The organism is Leptothermofonsia sp. ETS-13, from assembly GCF_049200465.1.
Classification (GTDB): Bacteria; Cyanobacteriota; Cyanobacteriia; order Leptolyngbyales; family Leptolyngbyaceae; genus Leptothermofonsia.
Genome location: NZ_CP120836.1, coordinates 5044891 through 5068950, shown reverse-complemented (window position 1 = coordinate 5068950; position 24060 = coordinate 5044891). Strand labels below are relative to the sequence as shown.

Genomic DNA, 24060 nt, shown 5'->3' with positions numbered 1-24060 from the left:
TACCATTCAATTTTTGCTGACCAGAGGTTGATCATTTAAGTGCTTTGTGACACCTGTAAAATCGACTGCAAGGGTAGAGTACACCGGTTAGTAATCAGCCTAACGCTTATGACTCACCGAAGACTCTGTGATTTTCCTGAGTTTATCTAATGATAGTTTACGAATCGATCCGTATTTTTTACAGGGGGTCTACTAACCCCTTGACAACGGTTGAAGGACCGACCAAGGAAACGTAAGGCTCAACCAGATAGCGCTGGGCAACTGCCTGAGTATCTTCGGCAGAAACGATAGTGACTTGCTCTTGAAAGTGATGATCAAATTCGATACCTAAACCCAGCGTTTCGTACCAGCCGTAGATTTGCGCGATCTGGGCGTTGGTTTGTTTGCCCAGGGCATATTGACCCAGCACCTTATTCTTGGCGGCTTGCAGGTCTTCTGGGTCGAGGAGGTGGTGGCGCAGGCGATCGACCTCGGTTTGTAGCCCTTCTACGGCGATCGCTGTATTTTCGGGTGCGGTGCCCATGTAAACGACAAATTGGGCCGGGTCAAGCCGGGTCGGGTAAAAGGCCGATACTTCGTAGGCCAGCCCCCGCTTTTCCCGGAGTTCCACAAATAACCGGCTTGAAAGTCCATTCCCCAAGTAGCTATTGAGGAGTTTGAGGGCGACATAGTCTTTAAGGGAGTCAGGGTAGAAGACAGAGGAGGAATGCGAAAAGACTTGTGTATCCGATGCTTGCATAGTCGGGCTTCCCACCGGGGGGGCCAGGTAGCCAAGCATGACGATGGATTGTTGGGTTTCTTGAGCGATCGCCGCCCGCACCGGATTCGATGCCACAGCGGGAAGGGTAAGACTGGGCAAAGGATCTTTGGGCGGATACCAGTCGCCAAATACACGATTTACCAGGTCAATGGCTGTGTCTGGATCAATCCGACCGGACAGACTGATGACCATGTTGTCCGGGCGAAAGTGGGTGCGGTGGAAGTTCACCAGGTCTTCCTGACTCAACCGGGCAACCGCTTCTTCTGTCCCTAAGCCGGATAGGGCATAGGGATGCTCCCGGTACATAATCTGCCGCAATTGGTCAAAGGCAACGGTAAAGGGCTGCTCTTGCTGGGAGCGGATAGCCTGAATGGTGAGACGACGTTCCAGTTCAATTTCTGCCTGGGGAAAAGTGGGCGATCGCAACAGTTCCCCAGCCAGGCTCAAAATTTCCTCAAAATCAGCAGAAACCGTTTTCAAGCTAAGGAGAAAGTAATCGGTGGTGGAGTCGGCACTCAGACTGGCTCCCACCGTTTCCACCCGTTCAGCGATCTCCAGGGAGGACAGGGTTTCTGTTCCCTTTGTAATAACAGTGGAAAGCAGGTGCGACAACCCTGCCTGGTGAGTGGTCTCCCAGCGGCTACCTGCCCGGATGAAAATGCGGGCGGCGATAATATCGGCGGCTGGATTCTCCCAAACCAGGACGGTGATGCCGTTGTCTAAAACCGTTCGTACCTGGGGCGAATAAATGGAGGTCAAAGTCACAAAATTGTCCTTAACGAATCAGATCAACTTTCAGAATCAATACCCAACATCAATGCACCGCTTTACGCCGCCAACGGTCTAACTACCGTAGCCGCATAGTGGTAGGGGGAAAGATAGTGGCTGGCGAGCCGCTGCAAATCGCTTGCCTGAATGGCTTGAATCCGCTGTGGGTAAGTGGTTGCAATTTCCGGTCTGGCCAGGATGCTGTAGTAGCCGTATAGCCCTGCTAATTGACTGGGGGTTTCGGTGGAAAAGGCGTAGTCATTGCAGAGGAGGCGTTTGCAGCGAGCCAGTTCCGCTTCGGAAACAGGGATAGAGGCCAGTTCGGAGAGGCGATCGCAAATAATGGCTTCTACCCGCTCCAGATTGTCAGGGTCAAGCCAGGCTGTAATTGTAAATAGCCCTGACTCGCGCTGAAGCGAAAAACTACTACTAACCGCCTGCACCAGATTGCGTTCCTCGCGCAGTTCCCTCACCAGGCGAGAAGTGCGCCCTTCCGCCAGCAATACGGATAAAATATCGAGCCCATAGGCATCGTGCAGTTGCTCATCTAACCCCTGGAGGGGAGAGTCGATACCCGGTCCCAGCCAGGCCATCATCAGCCGTGCCTGCTCCAGTCGGGGAAGCCACAACTCCTGCCGCCGAATGTCGGTGATAGGAGGTTCTGCTTCCGGTTCACAGCGGGGGCAACTTATCGGGGCGAAGGACGGTTTAAAGGTCTGGGTAACCAGATTAACAGCATCATCCTGCGTAATGTCGCCCACAATTACCACCGTCATATTTTCTGGCTGGTAATGGGCTCGATGGAATCGACGCATCGCGTCAGGCGTCAATTCCATCAGGATTTCTTCCGTACCCAAAATGGGACGTCCGTAGGCGTGATGCTGGTAAATACTTTCGATAAGTGCCTGAAATGCAAGCCAGTCAGGACTGTCGTAAGCCTGGCGAATTTCTTCCAGCACCACGCAACGCTCTCGCTCAAACTCTTTGTCAGGAATCGCGGCATTCATTATCAGTTCTGCCAGATAGGGCAGGGCTTCGTCCAGATGTTGGGCCGCTGTGGTGACAAAGAAGTGAGCGTAGTCATGACTGGTAGCTGCGTTGGTGATGCCGCCCCGGCTTTCAATGATCATGTCAAACACACCAGGGGGCAGCAGTTCCGTACCCTTGAAAATCATGTGTTCTAAAAAGTGTGCCATGCCGCACCACTCATCGGGTTCGGCGATCGCTCCCGCATTCACCCATACATCAGCCGCTACTACCGGAGTAGCAGAAAGGTGCTGATGAATCAGGGTAAGCCCATTCTCTAACCGCAACAGGTTGGCTGGAAATTGAAGGGAAACGGGAGCAGTGGTTAAATTGGCGAGGTTCAATCGGTTTACCCAGTAATTTTGCAGGATGACATTAGAGCAATTATAGATAACTTGAACTCGATATAATCATGACTTAACTTCAGTTGTGGAATTTGAGGGAGTAAAGGGTGGGAGAGTGGGGGAGTGGAAGAGTGGGGGAGTAGGGGAGTGATGGAGTAAAGAAACCTCACCCCCTCCCCCCTCCCCTTTTTCCCCACCCATCCACCCATCTACCCCTTCATCTCTCACTCATCAATAATGACCAAACTGATTATTCAGATTCCCTAATGACCAAACTGATTATTCAGATTCCCTGTTTTAACGAAGAGGCAACGTTGGGTTTAACACTGGCAGAATTGCCGCGCCAGGTGGCAGGCGTTGATAGGGTGGAATGGTTAATTATCAATGACGGCAGCACTGATAGAACGGTGGAAGTGGCGCGATCGCACGGCGTTGACCACATTGTTAGCTTTGACCATAATCAGGGGCTTGCTAGAGCCTTTATGGCGGGGCTAGAAGCCAGCCTCAAAGCTGGAGCGGACATCATTGTGAACACGGATGCCGATAACCAGTACTGTGCGGCGGATATTCCGGCTTTGATAGAACCGATTGTGCTGGGACGGGCAGAAATTGTGATCGGTGCCCGCCCCATCCGCCGGATCAAGCATTTCTCGCCCATTAAGAAGTTCCTGCAAGAGTTTGGCAGTTGGGTTGTGCGGATGGTCAGCAACACCGATATTCCCGATGCGCCCAGCGGGTTTCGTGCCCTCAGCCGCAATGCTGCCCTTCAGATTAATGTCTTTAACTCCTACACCTACACCCTGGAAATGATCATTCAGGCTGGGCAGAAAGGTATGGTGATTACTTCCATCCCCATCCGCACCAATGGCTATCTGCGTCCTTCCCGGTTGGTGAAGAGTATCCCGGCTTATATCCGGCGATCGATCCTGACGATCCTGCGCATTTTCATGACCTATAAGCCGCTCAAGTTTTTCTTCCTTCTTGGAAGCATCCCGTTTACTTTAGGGACGTTATTGGGAGTGCGGTGGCTGGTGCTGTTTTTCATAGAAGGGACCCTCAGAGCCAGGGTTCCCAGCCTGGTGCTGGCTGCCATTTTGATCCTGATTGGCTTTCAACTCTGGATTTTTGGTCTGGTCGCAGATTTGATGTCAGTCAATCGCAGGATCTTGGAAGATATTCAGCTACGGCTGCGCAGGGCGGAGGTGGAGAGGAGGGAGAAGGAAGAGAGCTAAGGGGGGAATGGGATAGATGGGTAGTAATAGGACTGCTAGCGATCCTTCTTGAAATTTGAACGGGGTGCAGGGGTGGACACCCTGCGTGGGGGCGAAGCCCCCTTATTCACAAACTATATTGTGAACGCTATATATCTCCAGAAGTTAGCTCAACTCAGATATCCAAAGACGTTGTAAAGATGGACATCGGTTAAATTGGGTCTTAATAGCCTTGCTGGAAAAGCAGTATGAATTGAAACGAATCCATACACAAAGGTGAGATGGGACTTTGGCTGGTGTCAATGTAAGGTCAAACCAGAGTAGGTAACTTATGGGTGAGAACACTTTGCAAGAGGCTTCTACGGCGGCTCTGGTCGCGGCGCAGCAGTTTCATCGACAGCTTCAATTCAATGCCAGCATGGCTTTTCAACGCGATCGCTGGTGGCAGCGTGGAGTCGTGGCGCTTGCTATCACAGCAACGGTACTCGTTGTTTTGCCTTGTATGGTGCAAGGTTCAACCAATCTGGCAGCGGTCATGCAGATCTGCCGGATTGGGTTGGTGTTGCTGGGGTTGGCCTTTGCGGTGCTGGTGGGAACATCCCGGCCTCTACAGGATGGGCAGAATTGGCTCACTCTAGCAGCAGGGACGGCGGCGACCGAACGTGTTATCTATCTCTACCGCACCTTGCTGTATCAATCATCCACCCGGAACCTGTGGCTGACGCAGCAGGTTGCCAGGATTCAGGAGCAGGTGCAGGAACGACTGGGCAGGGATTGGATTCTGCATTCCCCCAGTCATGAGGCAACGGATTTTGAACGATGGGAAGTATTTGATCTGCCAGCAGAGGGCTATCTGCAACAACGGCTAATGCCGCAACTGGAGCAAGCTGCGCAACAAGCCAGCCAGCTATCCGCTGCGCGCGATCGCTACCAGAGTGCGATTTGGGTCAGTACGGGGCTGGTGGTTGTGTTGCCCATTCTGAGTAGTAATGGTGCCAGTTGGGGTGCGATCGCCCCCACCTTTGGTTTGGCGTTTTTGCTCTGGTTGAGAGTGGCCGCCCTGAATCGCTGGCTGGAAACCTACGGTCAATTAACCCTGGGTCTGACGCTATTACGGGACCACTGGCAAAGCTTATCTGCCCCAGAGCAAACCAGCCAGGCATTTTTCCGTCTGGTGATTGCATCCGAAGCGTTGATCGAAAGTCCGTATCGGCAGGTGAATGATCAGGTCAAGGAATCGGTGGATCTGTTGCGGGAAAATGCCCAAACTCCGATTCAGTCAATTCTGACGCCATCCATGCCGATCGCACTGGAGCAGGAACTCCAGATGACACCTTCTGCTAATGGGGCTGAACCATCGGTTGAGGCGATCGAACTGGCTGCCGCGGTTGAAGCGCCATCGGAAGCATCCTCCAATAGTGAAAAGCCCCAAGAGCCAGTAGAGGTTCCCCAGGTTGCTCAACCCTCGCCTCCCCCTGCTCCGACTCCGCCAGTCACTCAACGGGGCAGACCCCATGCTTTTGTGGTCATGCCCTTTGGTCGAAAGCAGGGACCGGATGGACGATGGATTGACTTCAACAGCATCTACCAGAATTTGATCAAACCCGCGATTGAAGAAGCCGGGTTTGAGTCCTTCCGGGCCGATGAGGAAGCGTCGAGTGGCGATATTCTGGCCGATATGTTTCAGGAACTGTTGCTGGCCGATCTGGTGGTAGCCGACCTGAGCATCGATAATGCCAACGTGTTCTATGAATTGGGCATTCGCCATGCCCTGCGTCGTCGAGGTGTCGTCCATATCCAGGCAGGGAGGGCGTACATGCCCTTCGATATTTTCAATGTGCGCACACTGGTTTACCACTGTGATGACAGTGGTTGCCCGGATGTTCAGTTTACGACAAAAGACAAACAGGCTCTGGTGAAGATGATCCATGCTACCTGGTCATCAGAGCGGAACCGCACCCATAGCCCCATCTTCAGCCTGCTCACGGGACTCCCCGAACCCAATCGCAAAGCTCTGCGCACACCTCTGGCAGAAGGCTATTGGAAAGAGTACACCACGCTTCAGTCCCTGATTACAATCGCCCAGCGCCAGAAACGCATTGGTGATGTCATCCTGCTGGCCGAGGAGGTCAACAACCCTTTAATTAAAGAAGACATTATTGCTGAGGCTGGCAGTGCCCTGAAAAGCATGGGAAATTCGGCTCTGGCGCTAAAGCAATACCGTCAGGGGCTGAAGATCAATCCCGAAAATGTTACCTTCCGCTGCGAAGAAGCCCACCACCTGAGCCGGATTGGGCAATACGACGAAGCGATCGTGAAACTGGAGCAACTGCTGCAAGACATCCCCAACTGCGTAGATGCCACCACCTATCTGGCGCGAATTTACAAAGACCTGTGGAAACAGAACTGGATTGCGATTGAGGATGAATCTCAGCGAATTCGAGTAGCCTACGAAGCCTCATTTCTTCTGCAAAAGGCGATCGCCAATTACCTGCGGGGCTACTCCCTCGATCACAACCAGTACTACCCCGGTGTCAACGCTCTCACCCTCACCGCGCTGCTGGATCAGTTAGCCCAATCGGCGCAGCAAGACAGCGGTGACTCAGACGAAGCAGCCTACCGCAGCAAACTGTCCGCTCTCAAGGGTTCGATTCGGTTCTGTTTAGAAAGTAGTTTGCTCAAAGCACCCAATGACTATTGGGCAGCGCTTTCCTTGGGGGATCTGGCAGTTTGTGTGGCGGAATCACCCCAGCAGGTTGCCACCGCCTACCGGAAAGCCCTCGCCGTTCTCTGGAATAACAAGTTTGCCTTGCAAGCCACGCTTGACCAGCTCAAATTGATGCGGCTGTTGAACTTCCGTCCAGAGTTTGTACAGGCTGGCATCGCCGTTTTGGAAGCCGAACTCAAACGATTTGAGCAGCAGGAGCGGCTATTTGTCCATTCCGACGAAGCAGAAATGGCAAGACCCGCCCAGGTGATTATGTTTACTGGGCACATGATTGACCGGCCTGACCGTCCTAAGCCTCGCTTTCCGGCAGCAATGGAGGCAGAAGCCGCAGAGCGGTTGAAGAAATCGCTAGATAAACTGGAAGCGGGTGCCAGCAGTATTGCAATTACCCCCGGCATTGCCTGTGGTGGAGACATTCTCTTCCTGGAAGCCTGCCTCAAGCGCAATATGCGAGTTGAGGTGTACCTACCATTCGAGCCCTCTCAATTTATTCAAGACTCCGTCAGCTTTGCAGGAGATCAATGGGTTGAGCGATTTTACACCATTCTCAACCACCCCAACCTCACCCTTCACCTTCAGCCTGAACGTTTGGGACCTGTTCCAACTGGAGACAGCCCCTACGGACGCAATAATCGCTGGGCGCTCTACTCAACCCTGATGTATGACATTCGCCGAGTGAGGTTAATTGCGCTATGGAATGGGCAGGGCGGCGATGGACCCGGTGGCACTGCCGACATGGTGCAGCAAGTTCAACAGCTTGGTGGCATTGTGGATCACATTGACATTACCAAATTTGATTATTGGCAAAAGCATACGTCTCCCGCTGAGCCAATTCACCACAGCCTGCAAGTTCAGGCACAGCAACAGATGGATAAGTTATAGCTCTACGCGGGTGCATTAGGACATTAGAATTAGAGAGGGAGTGGGGACTGCGCCTCCAGCCAGAGGTTCCACCTCTGCACCCCGTCCTAAGCCTGGTGACTATCGCTATACCTATTCACTCATCTACCTGGTAAAGCTTGCTGAGCAGCCTGGGTAATTTGCTTCAATGTGTTGAGATCAACTGCAAGGCCAGAGGATTGGTTGAGTGGTAAAAGGTCGGTTTCTCCGGGGATTGAGCCTAGTGCAGGGGATGCCTGTTCCTGTTTGAGCCACAGCAAATATTCAATGTTGCCCGCCGGACCCAAAAGCGGCGACCAAGTTAGTCCCTGATAGTGCCAACCTAAATGATGTGCTGCCTGTAAAACTTGCAGAATAGCGGTGGCCTGGTCAACAGGATCGCGCACGACTCCATGCTTACCCACTTTAGTGCGCCCAACCTCAAACTGCGGTTTTACCAGTAGAATTAACTCTCGCGATGGCTTGAGCAATTGCCATAGAGCAGGTAGCACTTTCGTCAGGGAAATAAAGGAAACATCTGCCACACCCAAGTCAGCTTCTGGTTCTTTATCGCCATACAGTTCCTCCGGGGTCAAGTAACGCAGGTTGGTGCGCTCATGTAAGATGACACGGGAATCTTGCCGGAGACTCCAGGCAACCTGCCCGTAGCCAACATCCACTCCATATACTTTCTTTGCACCTGCTTGCAACAGGCAATCGGTAAACCCTCCAGTCGAAATGCCGCCATCCAGGCAGACTCTGCCAGCGACCGGAATGGCAAAGGTTTCCAGAGCCTTAGCCAGTTTTTCACCTCCTCTGGAGACATAGGGCGATCGCGCCTTCACCTGAATCTGGGCTGACGTTTCTACTTCTGTTCCTGGCTTATCGATCACCTGTTGATTCACCATAACTTCCCCCGCCCGAATCAACCGCTGCGCCTGTTGCCGGGAGGAGGACAGATCAAGTTCTACCAGTAGTAAATCGAGTCGTTGTTTGGGCACAGGAAGAATAGGGGGATAGGGGGAGGGATGGAGGGAGGAGGGATGGAGTAAAGAAACCTTACCCTATCACTCCCTCACCTGATCACCCCTCACTTGACTAACAACTAACGACTAACAACTACTTAGCTTCCGCTTCGCTTCTTGCCATAGCTGCTCTAATTCTCCCAGGGTGTACTCCGACAGGGGGCGATCGGCAACGGATTCCATTTGCTGTAGACGGTGAATAAAGCGCTGATTGGTGCCTTGTAGGGCTGCACTGGGGTCGAGGTCATACCAGCGAGCGACATTGATCAGGGTAAACAGGAGGTCGCCGAGCTCTGCTTGCTGGTGTTCCTTATCAGAATGGGCGAGGGCTTCCTTAAATTCATCCAGTTCTTCCTGAAATTTATCCCAGACCCCATCGATGGTTTCCCACTCAAAGCCCTCGGCGGCGGCTTTACGAGAGATTTTCATCCCGGCCATCAGGGGAGGGAGCGATCGCGCATATCGGCTCAGCTTACGGCTGAGGGGCGGCGTCATATTCGGATCTTCCCCTTTCTCCACCGCTTTGATTTGTTCCCAGTTGCGATGGAGGTCATCCATGCTCTCCACCTCCACATTGCCAAATACATGGGGATGACGTCGAATCAGCTTTTCACTGATGTTGCGGGCTATTTCAGTCAGGCTAAAATGGCCCCGCTCACTGGCAATCTGGGCTTGCAAAATCACCTGCAGTAGCAAATCTCCCAGCTCTTCACACACGGTCTCAGGGTTGCCATTTTGAATTGCATCGACAGTTTCATAGGCTTCCTCAATGATGTAAGGAATTAGGCTCTCCGGCGTTTGGGCCAGATCCCAGGGGCAGCCACCGTTGGGCGATCGCAACCGGGCAACCACCTCCACCAACTGCTGAACAGCCTTCAGCCTCTCCTGTGTTGAAAGATCCTCAGAGTTTGTCATGGGAGCAGAATGGATGTTTACACTCTATTGGTATAGCAGGAGGATGGGATAGTTGTTAGTTGTTAGTGAGGGTGAATGAGTAGGTGGGTGGATGGGTAGATGGGTAGATGAATTTTGAGTTAGGACCTTTTGCCTTTGCTCCCCTGCTCCCCCTCCTTTCGCCTTTCCCTTTCTGGCCCCTAACCCCTGGCCCTCAGGTCCCTCTTGGCTTCTGACTTCTCTCTCCTTCTTCCCAGCCCGTCACTAATGGGATTGATGAATGGGAAGGTTAATGACAAATTCCGCTCCCTGGCCGGGTGCGGAAATGCAGGTGAGTTCGCCCCTGTGTTTTTCGGTGATGACCTGGTAACTGATGGATAGTCCCAGTCCTGTTCCTTTGCCTACGGGCTTCGTTGTAAAAAAGGGATCAAAAAGCTGCTGGCGTTGATGTTCGGTCATACCGGGGCCATTGTCGGTGATCGCAATCTGGACGCGATCGCCTCCCAGGCTTTCTGTACGAATGGTGATGGTGGGAAGGTAGGGTGTGGATGGGCACTCAAAACTCTGGGCTCTTAGTTCACAATTCTCTTCAAGTGCATCGATCGCATTGGCCAGAATGTTCATGAACACCTGGTTAAGCTGCCCAGGATAACATTCCACCAGCGGCAGGTTGCCATACTCTTTAACGATTTCAATTCCGGGGTGGCTGCCTTTGGATTTGAGGCGGTTTTGCAAGATCATCAGCGTACTGTCGATGCCTTCGTGAATGTCAACCGCTTTCATTTCGGCTTCATCCATACGGGAGAAGTTGCGCAGCGATCGCACAATTTTTTGGATGCGGTCAGCTCCAACCTGCATGGATGACAGCAGCTTGGGCAGATCGTCCATCAAAAACTCTAGATCAATCGCGGTGGCAGTTGCCTGCACATCGGGTGCCGGGTTGGGGTAGTGCTGCTGGTAAAGCTGAATCAGGTGGATCAAATCTTGAGTGTATTCACTGGCATGGTTAAGGTTGCCGTAGATAAAATTGACGGGATTGTTAATTTCGTGGGCAATCCTGGCAACCAACTGCCCCAGGCTGGACATTTTCTCGCTCTGCACCACCTGTGCCTGCGTTCGCTGCAACTCGATTAAGGTTTTTTCTAACTCCTGTGCCTGGTGGCGCAGCTGCTGCTCTGATTTTCGAACGGCTTCCTCTGCTAACTTTTGCTCAGTGATGTCAATGTCAACGCCTAATAATCCCCGCACTTCGGTTCCATCCCATATCGGCGCAAGGATGGTCGAGCAAATCCAGGGTTTTCCATCTTTCTCATAGCAGCTTTCAAACCGAAGCACTTCTCCTGCCAGCACGCGAGCATTGTTTTCCAGCCAGGTTTGCAGAATAGCAGGAGGCAAATCCAACTCCTGGGGATGTTTACCGATGAGATTGCCCCATTGTTCAACAGATGCGGCATTTTGCATCGTATGGCGGCTTTCGGTATCCGATGCCCAAAAACCGAAGGGCAAATTATTTACCAGTGCCCACAGACGGGCTTCGCTTTCCCGTAAAGCGGCAGTGCGTTCTTCCACACGGGCTTCTAGTTCTTTATTCTGGTGCTGAAGTGCGAGTTCCGCCTCTTTGCGCTCAATGAATTGTCCAATCTGACTGCCAACCGCTGCCATGAGAAGCATCAGATGCTCATTTCGTTGAAGCTGCTGCTGGCTGAAGAGCGTAATGACTCCGATAGTATGTTGGTGGCAGATAATCGGAAATCCCATTGCGCTGTGTAAATGGGCCTTAGACGCGATCGCTGCCCGCAAAAAGGCGACATTGGAACTGACATCATCCATCCAAACGGGTTTACCCTTAAGCCAGGTTTGACCGGGTAGCCCAACCCCAGACGCAAAGGTTGTTTTCTGGCTAACAGCCTCAAACTCGCTCAGGTCACAATCCGGCGGATGCCAGTTAGCCACATAGCGCAACACATTAGCCTGAGAGTCTACCGTCCAAAACTCGCCTAGGTCCCAACCGAGATTTTCACAGAGCGCCTGCAACAGTTTGGGCGTGGCTTCCTGGAGATTGGAGGCCTCTGCCAGCACCTGAGTAGCTATGTATTGAAAGTTCAGGAGGGAAAGGAATTGTTTCAGCGTCTCTTCAGTAGAGAAGGGTTAGGCTTTCTTCAACGACTCAGGAGTTGATGTTTGCATGTTGTCTGGTTATCTCCATCCATTACCTGCTATAGCGATAATCACCAGGCTTAAGACGGGGTGAAGGGGTAGGCCCCCTGACTGGAGGCGCCGCCCCCACACCCCTTTAAAACCAATGCCCTAAGAAACCTGGCGACAGCTATCAGTGTGCCAGACCGTGGTAGACTCTCTCCTGGGTAGGGATGTTCCGCGAAACTTCCCCACGTAGCCACCTGGAACGTCTTTATAGACAAAAAGCAACATGCCTGTGGCATCCGCCTATTTTTCGGTTAGCGTCCAGGAGCCATCCCAACTATCGGGTGGGGGATTGGTGAGCCAGTGCTGACAACGGCTAAGATGCAGAGTAGCAGACTTGTCATCCTTATTGATGTTCAAAACAGTACCAAATTCTGCCATTGCCATTGGGAAGTTGCGTGCCAGGTAGTACTCGCGCCCTTTGTGGTAGTGCTCAATGATTTGCTCTTTTTCGCTGGATAGGGGCTCATTGCGCAAGCCAACTAACTCATAAATCTTGACGGGTTTATCTTTCCCTTTAACTTTGATGTAGTCAAGTTCCCGTGCCCAAATGCGGTCTGCGCAGGGTTTGTAAGTATACTCGCTGATGACGATGTCGGTTCCATAGAGTTTGCTGGCACTTTCTAAGCGAGAACCCAGGTTGACACCATCCCCGATCGCTGTAAACTCCATCCGTTTGCTGGAGCCAATGTTGCCACTAATGACGACATCGGAGTTGATCCCAATGCCAATCTTAATCGGTTGTTGTTTTTTGGCAATTCGTTTGGCGTTGAATTCTACTAACCGATGGCGCATTTCAATGGCAGTTTGGACTGCCATCCACTCGTGGTCATCCAGGGGCAAAGGCGAGCCGTAGACAGCCATGATGGCATCGCCGATGTACTTATCCAGCGTGCCTTTGTAGGTGAAGACGGCATCCACCATCTGCTCAAAGTATTCGTTGAGCATTTCCACCACTTCCTCAGCTTTGAGGGATTCAGTCAGGGTGGTGTAACTGCGGATATCGGAAAAGAGGACGGAGACTTCTTTGCGATCGCCCCCCATCTTGGCCGCATCGGGGTTCTCCAGCAACTGTTCCGCCAGTTCCTGGGTCATGTAGCGGTACATCGTACTCTTCAGCCGCTTTTCATCGCTGATGTCTTCCATCACCACCAGCGCTCCCGATACCCGTTTGCTGTCATTAGCATCGGCGATTGTGTTAACCGAGAGGTTAATACTGTGCAGTTCTTCTCCCTGGAGGGGTTCCAGCGTTTGGTCAGGATAGTATTGACTGCGGCTCTTTTCGTCCTTTCCTTCCAGAGCCATGCGGAACCACTTAGAAAAATCACCTTTTTGGATTCTAATCAGATCCTCAATTTGTTTGCCTTCTAAGGCTTCTTGTTCACTTAAACCCAGAATCTCCTTCGCACTTTCGTTAGCGGCGATGATGTTGCCCTGCTTGTCGGTGGAAATCACGCCGTTAGTGAGCGATCGCAAAATGTCTCGCTGCATCTGCTCCTGTTGCCGCACTGTTTCGAACAATTTCGCGTTCTGTAGCGCCACACCCGCTTGTATGTTGAAGGTTTTCATGAATTCCTGGTCGGTGGAGTTAAAGCTCGCCTTCCAGCATTCGGGGGCTTCTGGGTAGTTGGCAGGGTCGTAAGGAGGGTAATCTCCCTGCTTGATTTTGTTAACGAGTTGAGTCACCCCAATCAGTTCGCCATCGGCATTAAACACAGGCATACAAAGCATGCTGCACGTGCGATAGCCCGTTTTCTGGTCCGTCTCCTTCGAGGTTTGGGAATTGGGGTGGTCGTACAGGTCAAAGGGAATCAGCAGGGGTTCGCCGCTGGTGGCTACCTGTCCGGCAAAACCGGCCCCCCTGGGAATGCGAATTTCTTGTAGCGAGCCATCAGCAACCTGAATTTTGGTCCAGAGCTGGTCGCGATCGGGGTCAATCAGCCAGAGTGTGCTGCGATCGGCATTCATCAGCTTCTTGGCTTCATCCATCACGTTCTTAAGGGTGGCTTCCAGGTCAAGGCTGCTCTTACTGAGAGACTGAGTAGCCTGAATCAGGGCGTTAGCGGCCCGCTGCTTTTGGGTTGCCGCATAGAAGGATTGGGAGGACTCCAGGATCAATCGGATCGACGGGGCAAATTCTCGGAAAACCTGTTCATCCCGTTCGGTAAAACCCTCTAGATCAATGCGGTCTGCCAGGGGAATGGCTGGATCGGCGTTTTTCTTCAGCTTGTTAATCAGTTGAATCACGGCTACCAGGTCGCCCTCATCGTTGAGCAACGGCAGAGCCAGCATGGTGTAGGTTCGGTAGCCTGTGTTTTTGTATTGAATCTTTGCCTGAGCAGAGCGGGGGTCGTCGAAGAAATCAAAGGGAATGTTTACCACCTTTTTGGAAGTGGCCACTTCACCTGCAATCCCTTTGTCGGTTGGAACCCGAATTTCAATCGTTCCACCGCTTTCCTTAGCAACGGTGGTGTAGAGTTCATCCTTGTCCTTATCTAGTAGAAAAATCGTGGTACGATCTGCGTTCAGAAGTTCCCCAGTTTTGGCAGTGATGGAACTCAGCATTTCTTCCAGGACAGCATCAAACCCCTGCATATCGAGCATTGATAGGGTCTGATTGACGATGACGAGCTTTTGCTCAACGTCTGCGACTACCTCTTTAAACTTTTCCTGGGTCAGTGGTGCCAGGAAAGATCGAAAGGTGCCTCGCGTTGTTGATAGGGCTCCTCCTTTGGTTCCGGTCTGCTCATTTCTCTGAGAGGGGGAAAAGCTGGGTTGGTGTTGATGGGATTCTCTTTGCTCACTTCTGGTACGCAAATCGGTACTAATTTCACTGACAACCGCTTTGCTTTGCATAGGAATCACTTCCACATCGGGGTAAGCGACAACATCAATCGTGGTGTCACTGCAGTTCTTTTCAGGCAGATGCGGCGATGTTGTTGTCATTTCCATTAGTTTTATTGTTAAGAATTAAAGGTATCTTCAGCAATACGTATTCTCACAGGCCTATCGATGCCACACTCAAACAAATTTAAAGGCTCTCCAGGGCAATGAGGTCGCGATCGCCATCAACCATACTCGTATCATGGGGTCAGTCCAGCAATCATGGGGGTGAAAGGGGGAGTAGGGAAGCAGAATGGTAGCTGCATTCCCGTCGTACTGTACTAGTGAAGTTTGGAATTCAGGATGATTGTGGCATTGCGTAGCGAAATTAGGTGTACTGGTGCTTACCATTGACCGATCTGGCCGTGTTCTCATGTCAGAGTGCCCACTCCACAACAGATCTGTTCGTAGGTTTAAAAAATTTTGCTGCATTGCCCTTGATCCTGACAGGAGTAGATGCGATCGTCCTCACACTTTAGCGCGGTGTTTGGGAAAAGGAGGAGAGGGAGGGTTGGTAGATTTCCATTCTCCGTGTCGATTAAGCTGGCATCAAGACCTTTTTTGAAATCTTTGTTTTCACGGAGTTTGAACGGGGCGTGGAAGAGGGAGGGGGCTCAGTTGGAGGGTTAAGCAGGTTGGCTGCGTTGGTTGAATGGTTTTGGCGGAGATTGGCCGCCTGAATCAGCAGCGATTCGGCAAAGGCGATCGCTTCCTGAATCGATTCCCCTCCTGCCAGTTGGGCCAATTCTTCCCGACGCTGCTGGTTATCCAGGGGGGCAATGCGGACCACGGTGCGAATGTCTGAGGGGAGGGGTGAAGGGTGAGGGGTGAGGGGTGAGGGGTGGGAAGTGGAAAGTTCAGGGGGAGATTTCTCGACATCTCCCCGTCTCCGCGTCTTTATGGTTTTTTGTTTCCTCAGCTTTTCCTGGTTTTCGCCCGTTGGTAGTTACCAGTTGCTGGTCGCCGATGACCTCCTTGCTGACGCGGAAATGATGGTCTGCCATGGCGGCGACAATGGGCTGGTGGGTGACGCAGAGGACCTGGTGACGATGGCTCAGTTGATAAAGCTTTTCGGCGATCGCCTGGGCCACCCGTCCCGAAACCCCCATATCAATTTCGTCAAACACGAGAGTCCCAACGGGATCGATCTGGGTAAAGCTGGCTTGCAGAGCGAGTAAGAAACGGCTCATTTCGCCACCGGAGGCGATTTCGGTCAGGGGTTGCAGAGGTTCACCCGGATTGGGGCTAAAGAGAAAGATAATTTGGTCTGCTCCCAGAGCAGAAGGCGGGATGGGATTGATTTGCACCTTAAATTTAACTTTTTCCATTGCCAGAGGTTTTAATTCGGCAATCAACCGCTCTTCCAGATCGCTTGCCGCTGCCTGACGAAGCTGGGTTAGTTTGGCGCAGGCTTCGATTAGCTCGATTTGGCGCTGCTGATAGGCGGCTTCTAACTCTTCGAGGGATTGCCCACCCCCCCTCAGTTGTTCCAGATCGTCTTGTAAGCGTTGATAAAGGGCGATCGCATCCCCCAGGGTGGGGCCATACTTGCGGCAGATTTGCTTCAGGACAACAATTCGCTCTTGCACTTCCTGCAATCGTTGGGGATCGGCTTCAATACTTTCGCCATAGAAATTAATTTCCCGTCCGGCCTGCTCCACCTGGGCCAGGGCGTTACTCACCATGTCCAGAATGGGTTGAAGTTGGGGATCGTACTCCACCATTTCCTGGAGCGTTTCTTCGGCTCGGCCCAGGAGATCGGCGCAGGCTTCGCCGCCACTCTCGTTTTCATAAAGAGACTGATAGACCTGGTAGCTTTTTTGTTGGAGTTCGACACTGTGGGTCAGGCGCTTGCGTTCATGCTCTAACTGATCCAGTTCATCGGGATCAGTGAGATTGGCGGCTTCTAACTCCTGAATTTGGTACTCAAATAGATCCAGTTGTTGCAGTCGTTCCTGCTCAGACCTGCGGCGGCGATCGAGAGCCTGGGCGGCCTGCTGATAGCCTGTCCAGGCGGCAGAAACCTGGTCTCGCTGTGATAAGAGAGCTTCGCCACCATAGCTATCTAGCCACTCCCGTTGCAGAGGGAGCTGTCCGATCTGAACGGTTTGCCCTTGAGCGGTAATTTCAACCAGGCGATCGCGCAGTTCTTCCATCTGTTGCCTGTTGACCACCACCCCATTCACACGCGAACGGCTTCGCTGGCTGCCCTGGTTGAGGGTAATTTCACGGCTACAAACCATCCTGTTGTCATCCGCGGGGGGAATGTCTTGACTATTGAGCCAGGAAACCAAATCGGAGTCTACTTGAAAGATGGCTTCTACCAGTGCCCGCTCCGCCCCAGTCCGCACTGCCCGACTGGTGACCTTTCCTCCCAATACAGCATCGATCGCATCTAAAATGATGGATTTCCCCGCACCCGTCTCCCCCGTCAGTACAGTCAACCCGGCACCCAGTTCCAGATCCAGGTGGTCAACCAGGGCAAAGTTTTCAATTCTCAAGGAGAGCAGCATGGGCATTTGGGGCGGAACAGTGAGGGGATTGATGGTAAGTTAGTTGTTGGTGTTAGTTGTTAGAGGGGGGAGGGAGTGGATGGGGGATGGGTGATAGGGTGGATGGGTGATGATTAAAACAGCTTCTCCTTTCCCTCCTCATGGTATCGATCTCTGAAGCATTGGCAAGCGCTTTTCGTGCCTATCAAACTGAGAATCTGTTTGAAGCAGAGTGGACGTGCCAGCAAATCGTTCAACAGCAGCCGGATTATGTACCAGCGTTGCATCTGCTGGGGGCGATCGCCTATCAAACGGGGCGGTTGGACACAGCAATCGCCCGCTATCAGCAGATTTTGAGTGTTGACCCCAACCACGCTGAAGCCCATAATAATCTCGCCGTTGCGCTGCAAGATCGGGAAGATTGGCGTCAGGCCAGGATGCATTTTCAGCGGGCGCTGGAGTTGAATCCCAATCATGCACCCACCTACTTCAATTTTGGCAATTTGCTGCTGCAACAGAAGGATTGGGGGGGGGCGATCGCCCAGTATCAGCAGGCAATTGCCCTCAACCCCAACTATGCCAGGGCTCACAATAACCTGGCAAACGCGCTAAGGCAACAGAGGCAACTGGATGCGGCAATTGAGCATTATCACAAAGCGATTGCTCTGGAGCCAAACAATCCGCAGACCTATAACAATCTGGGAAATGCATTGCAGGAGGTGGGGCAGTTTGAGGCAGCGATCGCCCAGTATCAGAAATCCCTTACGCTTCAGGCAGATAATCCCGAAGTGTATTTCAATCTGGGAAACGCGATGGGTTCCCTGGGGCAGTTTGAGGCAGCAATCACCTACTATCACAGTGCCTTGAATTTAGGATTTAATCGGGCTGAAGTTCACAACAACCTGGGGTTAGTCCTGCGGGAATGTAGATACCTTGAACAGGCTGTTGAGCATTTTCAGCAGGCAATTGCCCTCAACCCTGATAATGTTGAACCCTACGTCAACCTGGGCATTGTCCTGTATGAGCAGAATGATTTGGTGGGAGCAATCACCCAATGCAGACGGGCGATCGCTCTCAATCCTGACCATGCCGACGCCCATCTGAATCTAAGTTTTGCGCTACTGGCATCCGGTGACTTAGAGCAGGGATTTGCTGAATACGAGTGGCGCTGGAAGTACAAAGAGTTTGGCATCCAGTTAGAGAAACCCCGTTGGGACGGCTCTGACTTGCAGGGAAAAACTATTTTGCTCTTTGCCGAAATGGGATTGGGGGACGCAATTCACTTTATCCGCTATGTGCCGCTGGTTGCCCAAAGGGGAGGACAAATCCTCGTTGATTGTCGTCCGGAGCTGGTTCGCTTGTTTTCTGAGATACCGGAGGTGAACCAGGTCATTCCTAGAGGAACCACCCATCCTCCCTATGATGTCTACACTCCCCTATTCAGTCTTCCGCACTTGTTTGGCCACACCCTGGATACCATTCCTGCACAGGTTCCCTACCTGTCGGTATCCAACACTGGCGTTCAACTTCCAGAGCGAGATCCAAACATCCTCAATGTGGGAATTGTTTGGGCGTCTGCTATGCCGTCTAGAGAACTTACGACCCCTGACGCCTATAGACGTTACCTCATCCACTCTTACAAAAGCAGAACTGCCCCCCTACCAATATTTATGGCTCTGCAATCCGTTCCTAATATCAAGCTTTACAGCCTCCAGGCTGGCTCCCATGCTGCTGATATTTCTCTTTATGGGTTTGAGCAAAATCTTGTGGATCTGAGTAGCCACATTCAAGATCTGGCCGATACTGCAACCCTCATTTCCCAGCTCGATCTGGTCATTTCTGTAGACACCGCTGTTGCACATCTCACCGGAGCCCTGGGTAAACCCATTTGGGTAGTGCTTCCCTTCGCCTGTGACTGGCGCTGGATGCAGCAGCGAGAAGACAGTCCCTGGTATCCAACTATGCGCCTTTTTCGGCAAGACGCTGCGGGCGACTGGGCAGGGGCGATCGCAAAGGTCGTAGATGCTTTACGCAATTGGAAACATTAAGTTCCTGCTTTTGGTATATCCGCTTTTGAACTCAATTTACGCAGAATTGTTCAACCGATTGGGGCTATCTTAGATAGTTCTTTGCTCAGAAATTTTCCAAGCTATAGCTTTACGCGGCTGCGTTAGGACATGGGAATTAGAGAGGGAGGGGGGGCTTCGCCCCCAGCCAGGGGTGGAACCCCTGCACCCCGTCCTAACCATCATGACTACCGCTATATCTTGAGTTTCAACCGTTGATTCTGGCGATCAACGCCAGCGAGGGCTTCTTTGGCTTCTTCTTCGGTCAGGAAATCAACATCGCGAGTAGATTTTACGATCGCACGAATGGTTGCCAGGGGTGTCTGCAATTCATGAGCCGCAGAGCCGGTTTACTTTTCCCCTGAAACTCATTGGTCGTTGCTGAATTTGAGTATGAAATAGGTGCTGTATGCTCGAAACTTCGTTTCGATTCATACTGCTTTTCAGCAACGCCGTCGTCAACAGTACCCAGATCCATGTCCATTCGCATTGCCTTTATCTGATCTTCAGACATTGACATTGAATGGCCCATTTGCGGATGCCAGGCAATGGGGGTGCTGGGGGCTTTGGGATACCAGGCAGTCCGCCACTGTTTCATTTGATTGATCTCTGTTTCCTGCGCCTTGAAATATCTTGAGCCAGCTTTTTGAGTTTGGGGCGACTGGATTTCTGTAACACTTCTGCTGCCATGCTCAAAGCACCCTCATGATGCGGAATCATGCTATCAATAAATCGCAAATCAAATTCCCCATCTGCCGGCCCTAAGTTCATCATGCTGTGATCCATCATGCCATTGGGTTTCATGTCGCCATGATTCATGGAGTATTGATCGCCAACATTCATGGCACCTGAGTTTTACGCTTGAGCCTGGTTCCGGGCATGCGTAGAGCAGGCGGTCAAGACTCCAGTCGTTGGAGCGATCGCAACAACGGCCAGCCTCAGAAATTTAGCTTTTAAAGCGATTTGTTTCATAGCCTCTACACATTTAAAGTTAGGCAAAACAGTTAGGCAAAACAGCTTTCTTGATTCTGTTCCTTCCAGGTAACTGGAAAGTCAAGGATGGAAATAGCCTGGGCTTCAAGTCTCAACTTCAGCAGCCCTGGCTGCCTTCCAGACAGTAATAGCTCCCAGTCTTCCACAGAGAAATGAAATCAGGATGAAATTGAACGACCTCTTGACTCTCCAGTTGACTGGAGCCTTCAAGATGAGATCAAATGTGATTGAGAATTTGGACAATGACTCTGCAACTTAAAGTTCCTGACATGGCATGTTCAGCTTGTAGTGACACGATCGCAAAAGCCATCAAGGCGATTGACTCAACAGCAACCGTACAGGCAGACCCCAAAACAAAGCTGGTTGAGGTTGATACACAAGCCTCCGAGACAGCCATCCGGAGTGCGATCGCAACTGCTGGCTATACCATCTCCGATTGACCAGGAGGTCATTCATGGAAAATACAACCCTGAAACTCAGAGGGATGAGCTGTGCCTCCTGTGCCAGCAATATTGAGGCCGCAATTCGATCGGTTCCGGGAGTGACTGCGTGTACTGTGAACTTTGGAGCTGAGCAGGCGTCTGTAATCTACAATCCCCAACGAACTGATATAAAGGCAATTCAGGCGGCTGTTGGTGAGGCTGGCTACGTTGCTTCTGCAATTGAACATAGCACCCTGACGGAAGAAGATGACGAAGAGAAAGCAGCACGGCAGGCAGAAAACCGGGATTTGACTCGGAAGGTCTGGGTGGGTGGCAGCATCAGTATTATTTTGCTGGTGGGTTCTCTCCCGGCGATGGTGGGGATACCCATTCCTTTTATTCCTGGCTGGTTACATCACTTCTGGTTGCAGGCAGTTCTGACGGCTCCGATACAGTTCTGGTGCGGCAAGACCTTCTACATCAATGGCTGGAAAGCCTTCAAACGCCACACCGCCACAATGGACACCCTGATCGCCCTGGGAACACTAGTCGCTTACGTCTATTCCCTGTTTGTGACAATCAATCCAGGCTTTCTCATTGCCCAGGGAATCACGCCCAGTGTCTACTACGAAGTTTCGGCAATTGTTATCACCTTAATCCTGCTGGGGCGATTGTTCGAGAATCGGGCAAAGGGGCAAACCTCCGAGGCCATTCGCAAGTTGATCGGCTTACAGGCAAAAAGCGCACATGTGATCCGCAATGGTCAGGAAATGGACATTCCCATTGCAGAAGTGGGATTGGGCGATATGATTCTGGTGCGTCCAGGGGAAAAGATTCCGGTGGACGGTGAGATCATTGAGGGTTCTTCCAATGTGGATGAGTCGATGGTGACGGGTGAAAGTATTCCCGTGAAAAAGCAAATGGGCGATGAGGTGATCGGTGCAACCATGAACAAAACGGGTAGTTTCCGCTTTCGTGCCACCCGCGTCGGTAAAGATACCTTTCTGGCTCAAATCGTCAAACTGGTGCAGCAGGCGCAAGGCTCAAAAGCACCGATTCAACGGTTAGCCGACCAGGTGACGAGCTGGTTTGTTCCGGTCGTAATTGCCATTGCGATCGCCACCTTTGTCCTCTGGTACAACCTGATGGGCAATGTAACACTAGCCCTGATTACCGCCATTGGTGTGTTAATTATTGCCTGTCCCTGTGCCCTGGGGCTGGCCACACCGACCTCTATCATGGTTGGTACAGGTAAAGGAGCCGAAAACGGCATCCTGATTAAAGGTGCTGAAAGTCTAGAACTGACCCACAAAATCCAAACGATCGTATTGGATAAAACAGGAACCTTAACCCAGGGGAAACCCACAGTCACTGATTTTGTCACTGTCAACGGCACTGCTAATGACAATGAATTGAAACTGATTCGGTTAGCTGCCTCGGTTGAGCAAAATTCAGAACATCCCCTGGCGGAAGCCGTCGTGCAGTATGCTCGATCCCAACTTGGGAATAAACCCTTATTCGGAGTGCAGGCTTTTGAAGCGATCGCTGGCAGTGGTGTCCAGGGAATGGCTTCTGATCGCCTCATCCAGATCGGAACTCGACGATGGATGCAAGAACTGGGAATTGACACTCTTGCTCTAGAGCAACAGTGGGAACGTCTAGAGTATTTGGGTAAAACAGTCATCTGGATTGCCGTTGATGGCAGAGTGGAAGGTATTATGGGCATTGCCGATGCGCTCAAACCTTCCTCCGCCAGGGCAGTTCATGCCCTGCAACGTCTCGGTTTAGAAATGGTGATGCTGACCGGAGATAACCGTCGAACGGCTGAAGTAATCGCCCGCGAAGTTGGCATCAAGCGAATTTTTGCCGAAGTGCGCCCCGATCAGAAAGCGGCCAAAGTCGCAGAAATTCAACGGGAAGGGAAAGTCGTTGCAATGGTGGGAGATGGCATCAATGATGCTCCTGCCTTAGCCCAGGCGGATGTTGGCATTGCCATCGGAACGGGAACAGATGTGGCGATCGCTGCCAGCGATATTACGTTGATTTCTGGAGACTTACAGGCCATTGTTACGGCGATCGAACTATCTCGTGCCACGATTCGCAACATTCGCCAGAATCTCTTCTTCGCCTTCATCTACAATGTGGCTGGAATTCCCATTGCCGCAGGCATTCTCTTCCCATTTTTGGGTTGGTTGCTAAACCCCATTATCGCAGGGGGAGCAATGGCATTCAGTTCTGTTTCCGTTGTCACCAATGCTCTGCGATTGCGGAACTTTCAACCCAAAACATTCAGCTAGTAGTCCGTCAGTATCCAGGTCACAGCGAAGGAGGTTGGGGGGCAGGTTAAAGTGAAAACCCCACCCCTGCACCCGTTCAAATTTCAAGAAGGATCGCTATAGTTATGTTCAGGAAAGTGAAATTTTTTGGAACGCTGGCAGGATTAGGATTTCTGTTGGGTGCAATCTTCGGAGCAATTGCCGCTGAACCGGAAATGGGCAAGATGGAAAATCACACCATTCCTCAGCCCAACCAGTTTCAGCGTATCGAACAACCCCCTGGCAATAAGATCGCTGTCACATTAGGTGGATTAGGACTAATTGGCTTAGAACTTTGGTGGTTCCTGTTCAGCAAACCCAAATCGCGTCAAGTCATTGCAAAGGATGGCATTCAGGAAGTTACAGTTACCGTCAATGGGGGGTACGAACCGAGCCAGATTATAGTACAAACAGGACAACCAGTGCGATTAAATTTCCATCGCAAAGACCCCAGCAGTTGTCTAGAAGAAGTCCGCTTCCCTGACTTTCACATTGCTCAAGAATTGCCGTTGAATCAAATTACAGCGATTGAATTCACACCCAGTAAACCCGGTAAATATGAATTCACCTGCGGCATGAATATGTTTCGTGGCATCATTGAGGTCCAGCCTGCAACACTATAGCGTTCACGCATGGTTTGTGAACAAGGGAGGGGGAGTAAGGGCTTCGCCCCCACGCACGGGTTTCACCCCTACCCCCCGTCCTAAGCCTGGTGGCTATGGCTACAGTTGCATCTATAGCAGTCCTAAATCAGTTGTCGGATTGAGAGGCGGCGTTGCTAAAAAGCAGTATGAGTCAAAACGAAGTTTCTTCAAGCATACAGCGCCTATTTCATACCCAAATTCAGCAACGCCTGAGAGGTTTTGTGAGAAAGGATTCTGCAGGAATCTTTTCTCACAAAACAGATAAGTAGTTTAGCTGGGTGTAATTATTATTAAATTTAAGGATAATTTGGGGGATGGAGAAGATTTCACCCCCTCCCTATCTGAGGGCGCAGCCCCTACTTCTCCCCTTACGATTAATTGTGATTACCTACTTGAGATCGCTATAGC

General features: G+C 51.6%; 17 protein-coding genes. 6 read left to right on the top strand and 11 right to left on the bottom strand.

What is annotated here, in order from left to right; translation table 11 throughout:
* Window positions 1-178 precede the first annotated feature (178 nt).
* Both P4D80_RS23040 and P4D80_RS23035 read right to left on the bottom strand, forming a co-directional pair.
* A complete protein-coding gene (locus P4D80_RS23040) occupies window positions 179-1525 on the bottom strand; it encodes a M16 family metallopeptidase (protein ID WP_421656396.1) in 1347 nt (448 codons plus the stop codon).
* 62 nt (window positions 1526-1587) lie between these two features.
* The gene (locus P4D80_RS23035; protein WP_421656395.1) at window positions 1588-2898 is read right to left on the bottom strand and encodes a M16 family metallopeptidase; all 1311 of its coding nucleotides are present in this window, start codon (window positions 2896-2898) and stop codon (window positions 1588-1590) included.
* Between the two features lie 266 nt (window positions 2899-3164).
* Here P4D80_RS23035 and P4D80_RS23030 point away from each other — a divergent pair, with 266 nt between their 5' ends.
* The gene (locus P4D80_RS23030; RefSeq protein ID WP_421656394.1) at window positions 3165-4130 is read left to right on the top strand and encodes a glycosyltransferase family 2 protein; all 966 of its coding nucleotides are present in this window, start codon (window positions 3165-3167) and stop codon (window positions 4128-4130) included.
* Window positions 4131-4440: 310 nt separating this feature from the next.
* Window positions 4441-7719, top strand: coding sequence for a tetratricopeptide repeat-containing protein (locus P4D80_RS23025; RefSeq protein WP_421656393.1), 3279 nt, complete (start codon window positions 4441-4443; stop codon window positions 7717-7719).
* A 119-nt stretch (window positions 7720-7838) separates the two neighbouring features.
* On the opposite strand, the gene P4D80_RS23020 is transcribed toward P4D80_RS23025, so the two are convergent.
* The 6 genes from P4D80_RS23020 to recN all read right to left on the bottom strand — a co-directional run bounded on the left by P4D80_RS23020 (window position 7839) and on the right by recN (window position 17239).
* The gene (locus P4D80_RS23020) at window positions 7839-8717 is read right to left on the bottom strand and encodes a TlyA family RNA methyltransferase (RefSeq protein ID WP_421656392.1); all 879 of its coding nucleotides are present in this window, start codon (window positions 8715-8717) and stop codon (window positions 7839-7841) included.
* 111 nt (window positions 8718-8828) lie between these two features.
* Window positions 8829-9656, bottom strand: a complete 828-nt coding sequence (mazG, locus tag P4D80_RS23015) for a nucleoside triphosphate pyrophosphohydrolase (protein WP_421656391.1) — start codon at window positions 9654-9656, stop codon at window positions 8829-8831.
* Window positions 9657-9899: 243 nt separating this feature from the next.
* The gene (locus P4D80_RS23010; RefSeq protein ID WP_421656390.1) at window positions 9900-11714 is read right to left on the bottom strand and encodes an ATP-binding protein; all 1815 of its coding nucleotides are present in this window, start codon (window positions 11712-11714) and stop codon (window positions 9900-9902) included.
* A gap of 366 nt (window positions 11715-12080) precedes the next feature.
* On the bottom strand, window positions 12081-14783 hold the full coding sequence (locus tag P4D80_RS23005) for a GAF domain-containing protein (protein WP_421656389.1): 2703 nt from the start codon (window positions 14781-14783) through the stop codon (window positions 12081-12083).
* 475 nt (window positions 14784-15258) lie between these two features.
* Complete coding sequence (locus tag P4D80_RS23000; RefSeq protein WP_421656388.1) at window positions 15259-15510, bottom strand: hypothetical protein; 252 nt, start codon at window positions 15508-15510, stop codon at window positions 15259-15261.
* 67 nt (window positions 15511-15577) lie between these two features.
* Entirely contained in the window at window positions 15578-17239 is a 1662-nt protein-coding gene (recN, locus tag P4D80_RS22995; RefSeq protein ID WP_421656387.1) for a DNA repair protein RecN, read from the bottom strand.
* Between the two features lie 134 nt (window positions 17240-17373).
* Here recN and P4D80_RS22990 point away from each other — a divergent pair, with 134 nt between their 5' ends.
* Window positions 17374-19260, top strand: coding sequence for a tetratricopeptide repeat protein (locus P4D80_RS22990; protein WP_421656386.1), 1887 nt, complete (start codon window positions 17374-17376; stop codon window positions 19258-19260).
* A gap of 212 nt (window positions 19261-19472) precedes the next feature.
* Here P4D80_RS22990 and P4D80_RS22985 read toward each other — a convergent pair whose 3' ends face one another.
* Genes P4D80_RS22985 through P4D80_RS22975 form a run of 3 tightly spaced genes read right to left on the bottom strand, consistent with a single transcriptional unit; the run spans window position 19473 to window position 20121 of the window.
* Window positions 19473-19607 carry a hypothetical protein gene (locus tag P4D80_RS22985; RefSeq protein ID WP_421656385.1) on the bottom strand — a complete coding sequence of 45 codons (135 nt, stop codon included), beginning with the start codon at window positions 19605-19607 and terminating at the stop codon, window positions 19473-19475.
* A complete protein-coding gene (locus P4D80_RS22980) occupies window positions 19571-19876 on the bottom strand; it encodes a hypothetical protein (protein WP_421656384.1) in 306 nt (101 codons plus the stop codon). The genes P4D80_RS22985 and P4D80_RS22980 overlap by 37 nt, the downstream gene beginning before the upstream one ends.
* On the bottom strand, window positions 19873-20121 hold the full coding sequence (locus P4D80_RS22975; RefSeq protein ID WP_421656383.1) for a DUF305 domain-containing protein: 249 nt from the start codon (window positions 20119-20121) through the stop codon (window positions 19873-19875). Before P4D80_RS22975 ends, P4D80_RS22980 begins: the two co-directional genes overlap by 4 nt.
* Window positions 20122-20513: 392 nt before the next feature.
* On the opposite strand from P4D80_RS22975, the gene P4D80_RS22970 reads away from it, so the two are divergent.
* The 3 genes from P4D80_RS22970 (at window position 20514) to P4D80_RS22960 (ending at window position 23631) form a co-directional block, all read left to right on the top strand.
* Window positions 20514-20711 (top strand): heavy-metal-associated domain-containing protein, encoded by a 198-nt coding sequence (locus P4D80_RS22970; protein ID WP_421656382.1) that lies wholly within the window; start codon window positions 20514-20516, stop codon window positions 20709-20711.
* Between the two features lie 14 nt (window positions 20712-20725).
* The gene (locus P4D80_RS22965) at window positions 20726-22990 is read left to right on the top strand and encodes a heavy metal translocating P-type ATPase (protein WP_421656381.1); all 2265 of its coding nucleotides are present in this window, start codon (window positions 20726-20728) and stop codon (window positions 22988-22990) included.
* A gap of 104 nt (window positions 22991-23094) precedes the next feature.
* Window positions 23095-23631, top strand: a complete 537-nt coding sequence (locus tag P4D80_RS22960) for a cupredoxin domain-containing protein (protein ID WP_421656380.1) — start codon at window positions 23095-23097, stop codon at window positions 23629-23631.
* Window positions 23632-24060 lie beyond the last annotated feature (429 nt).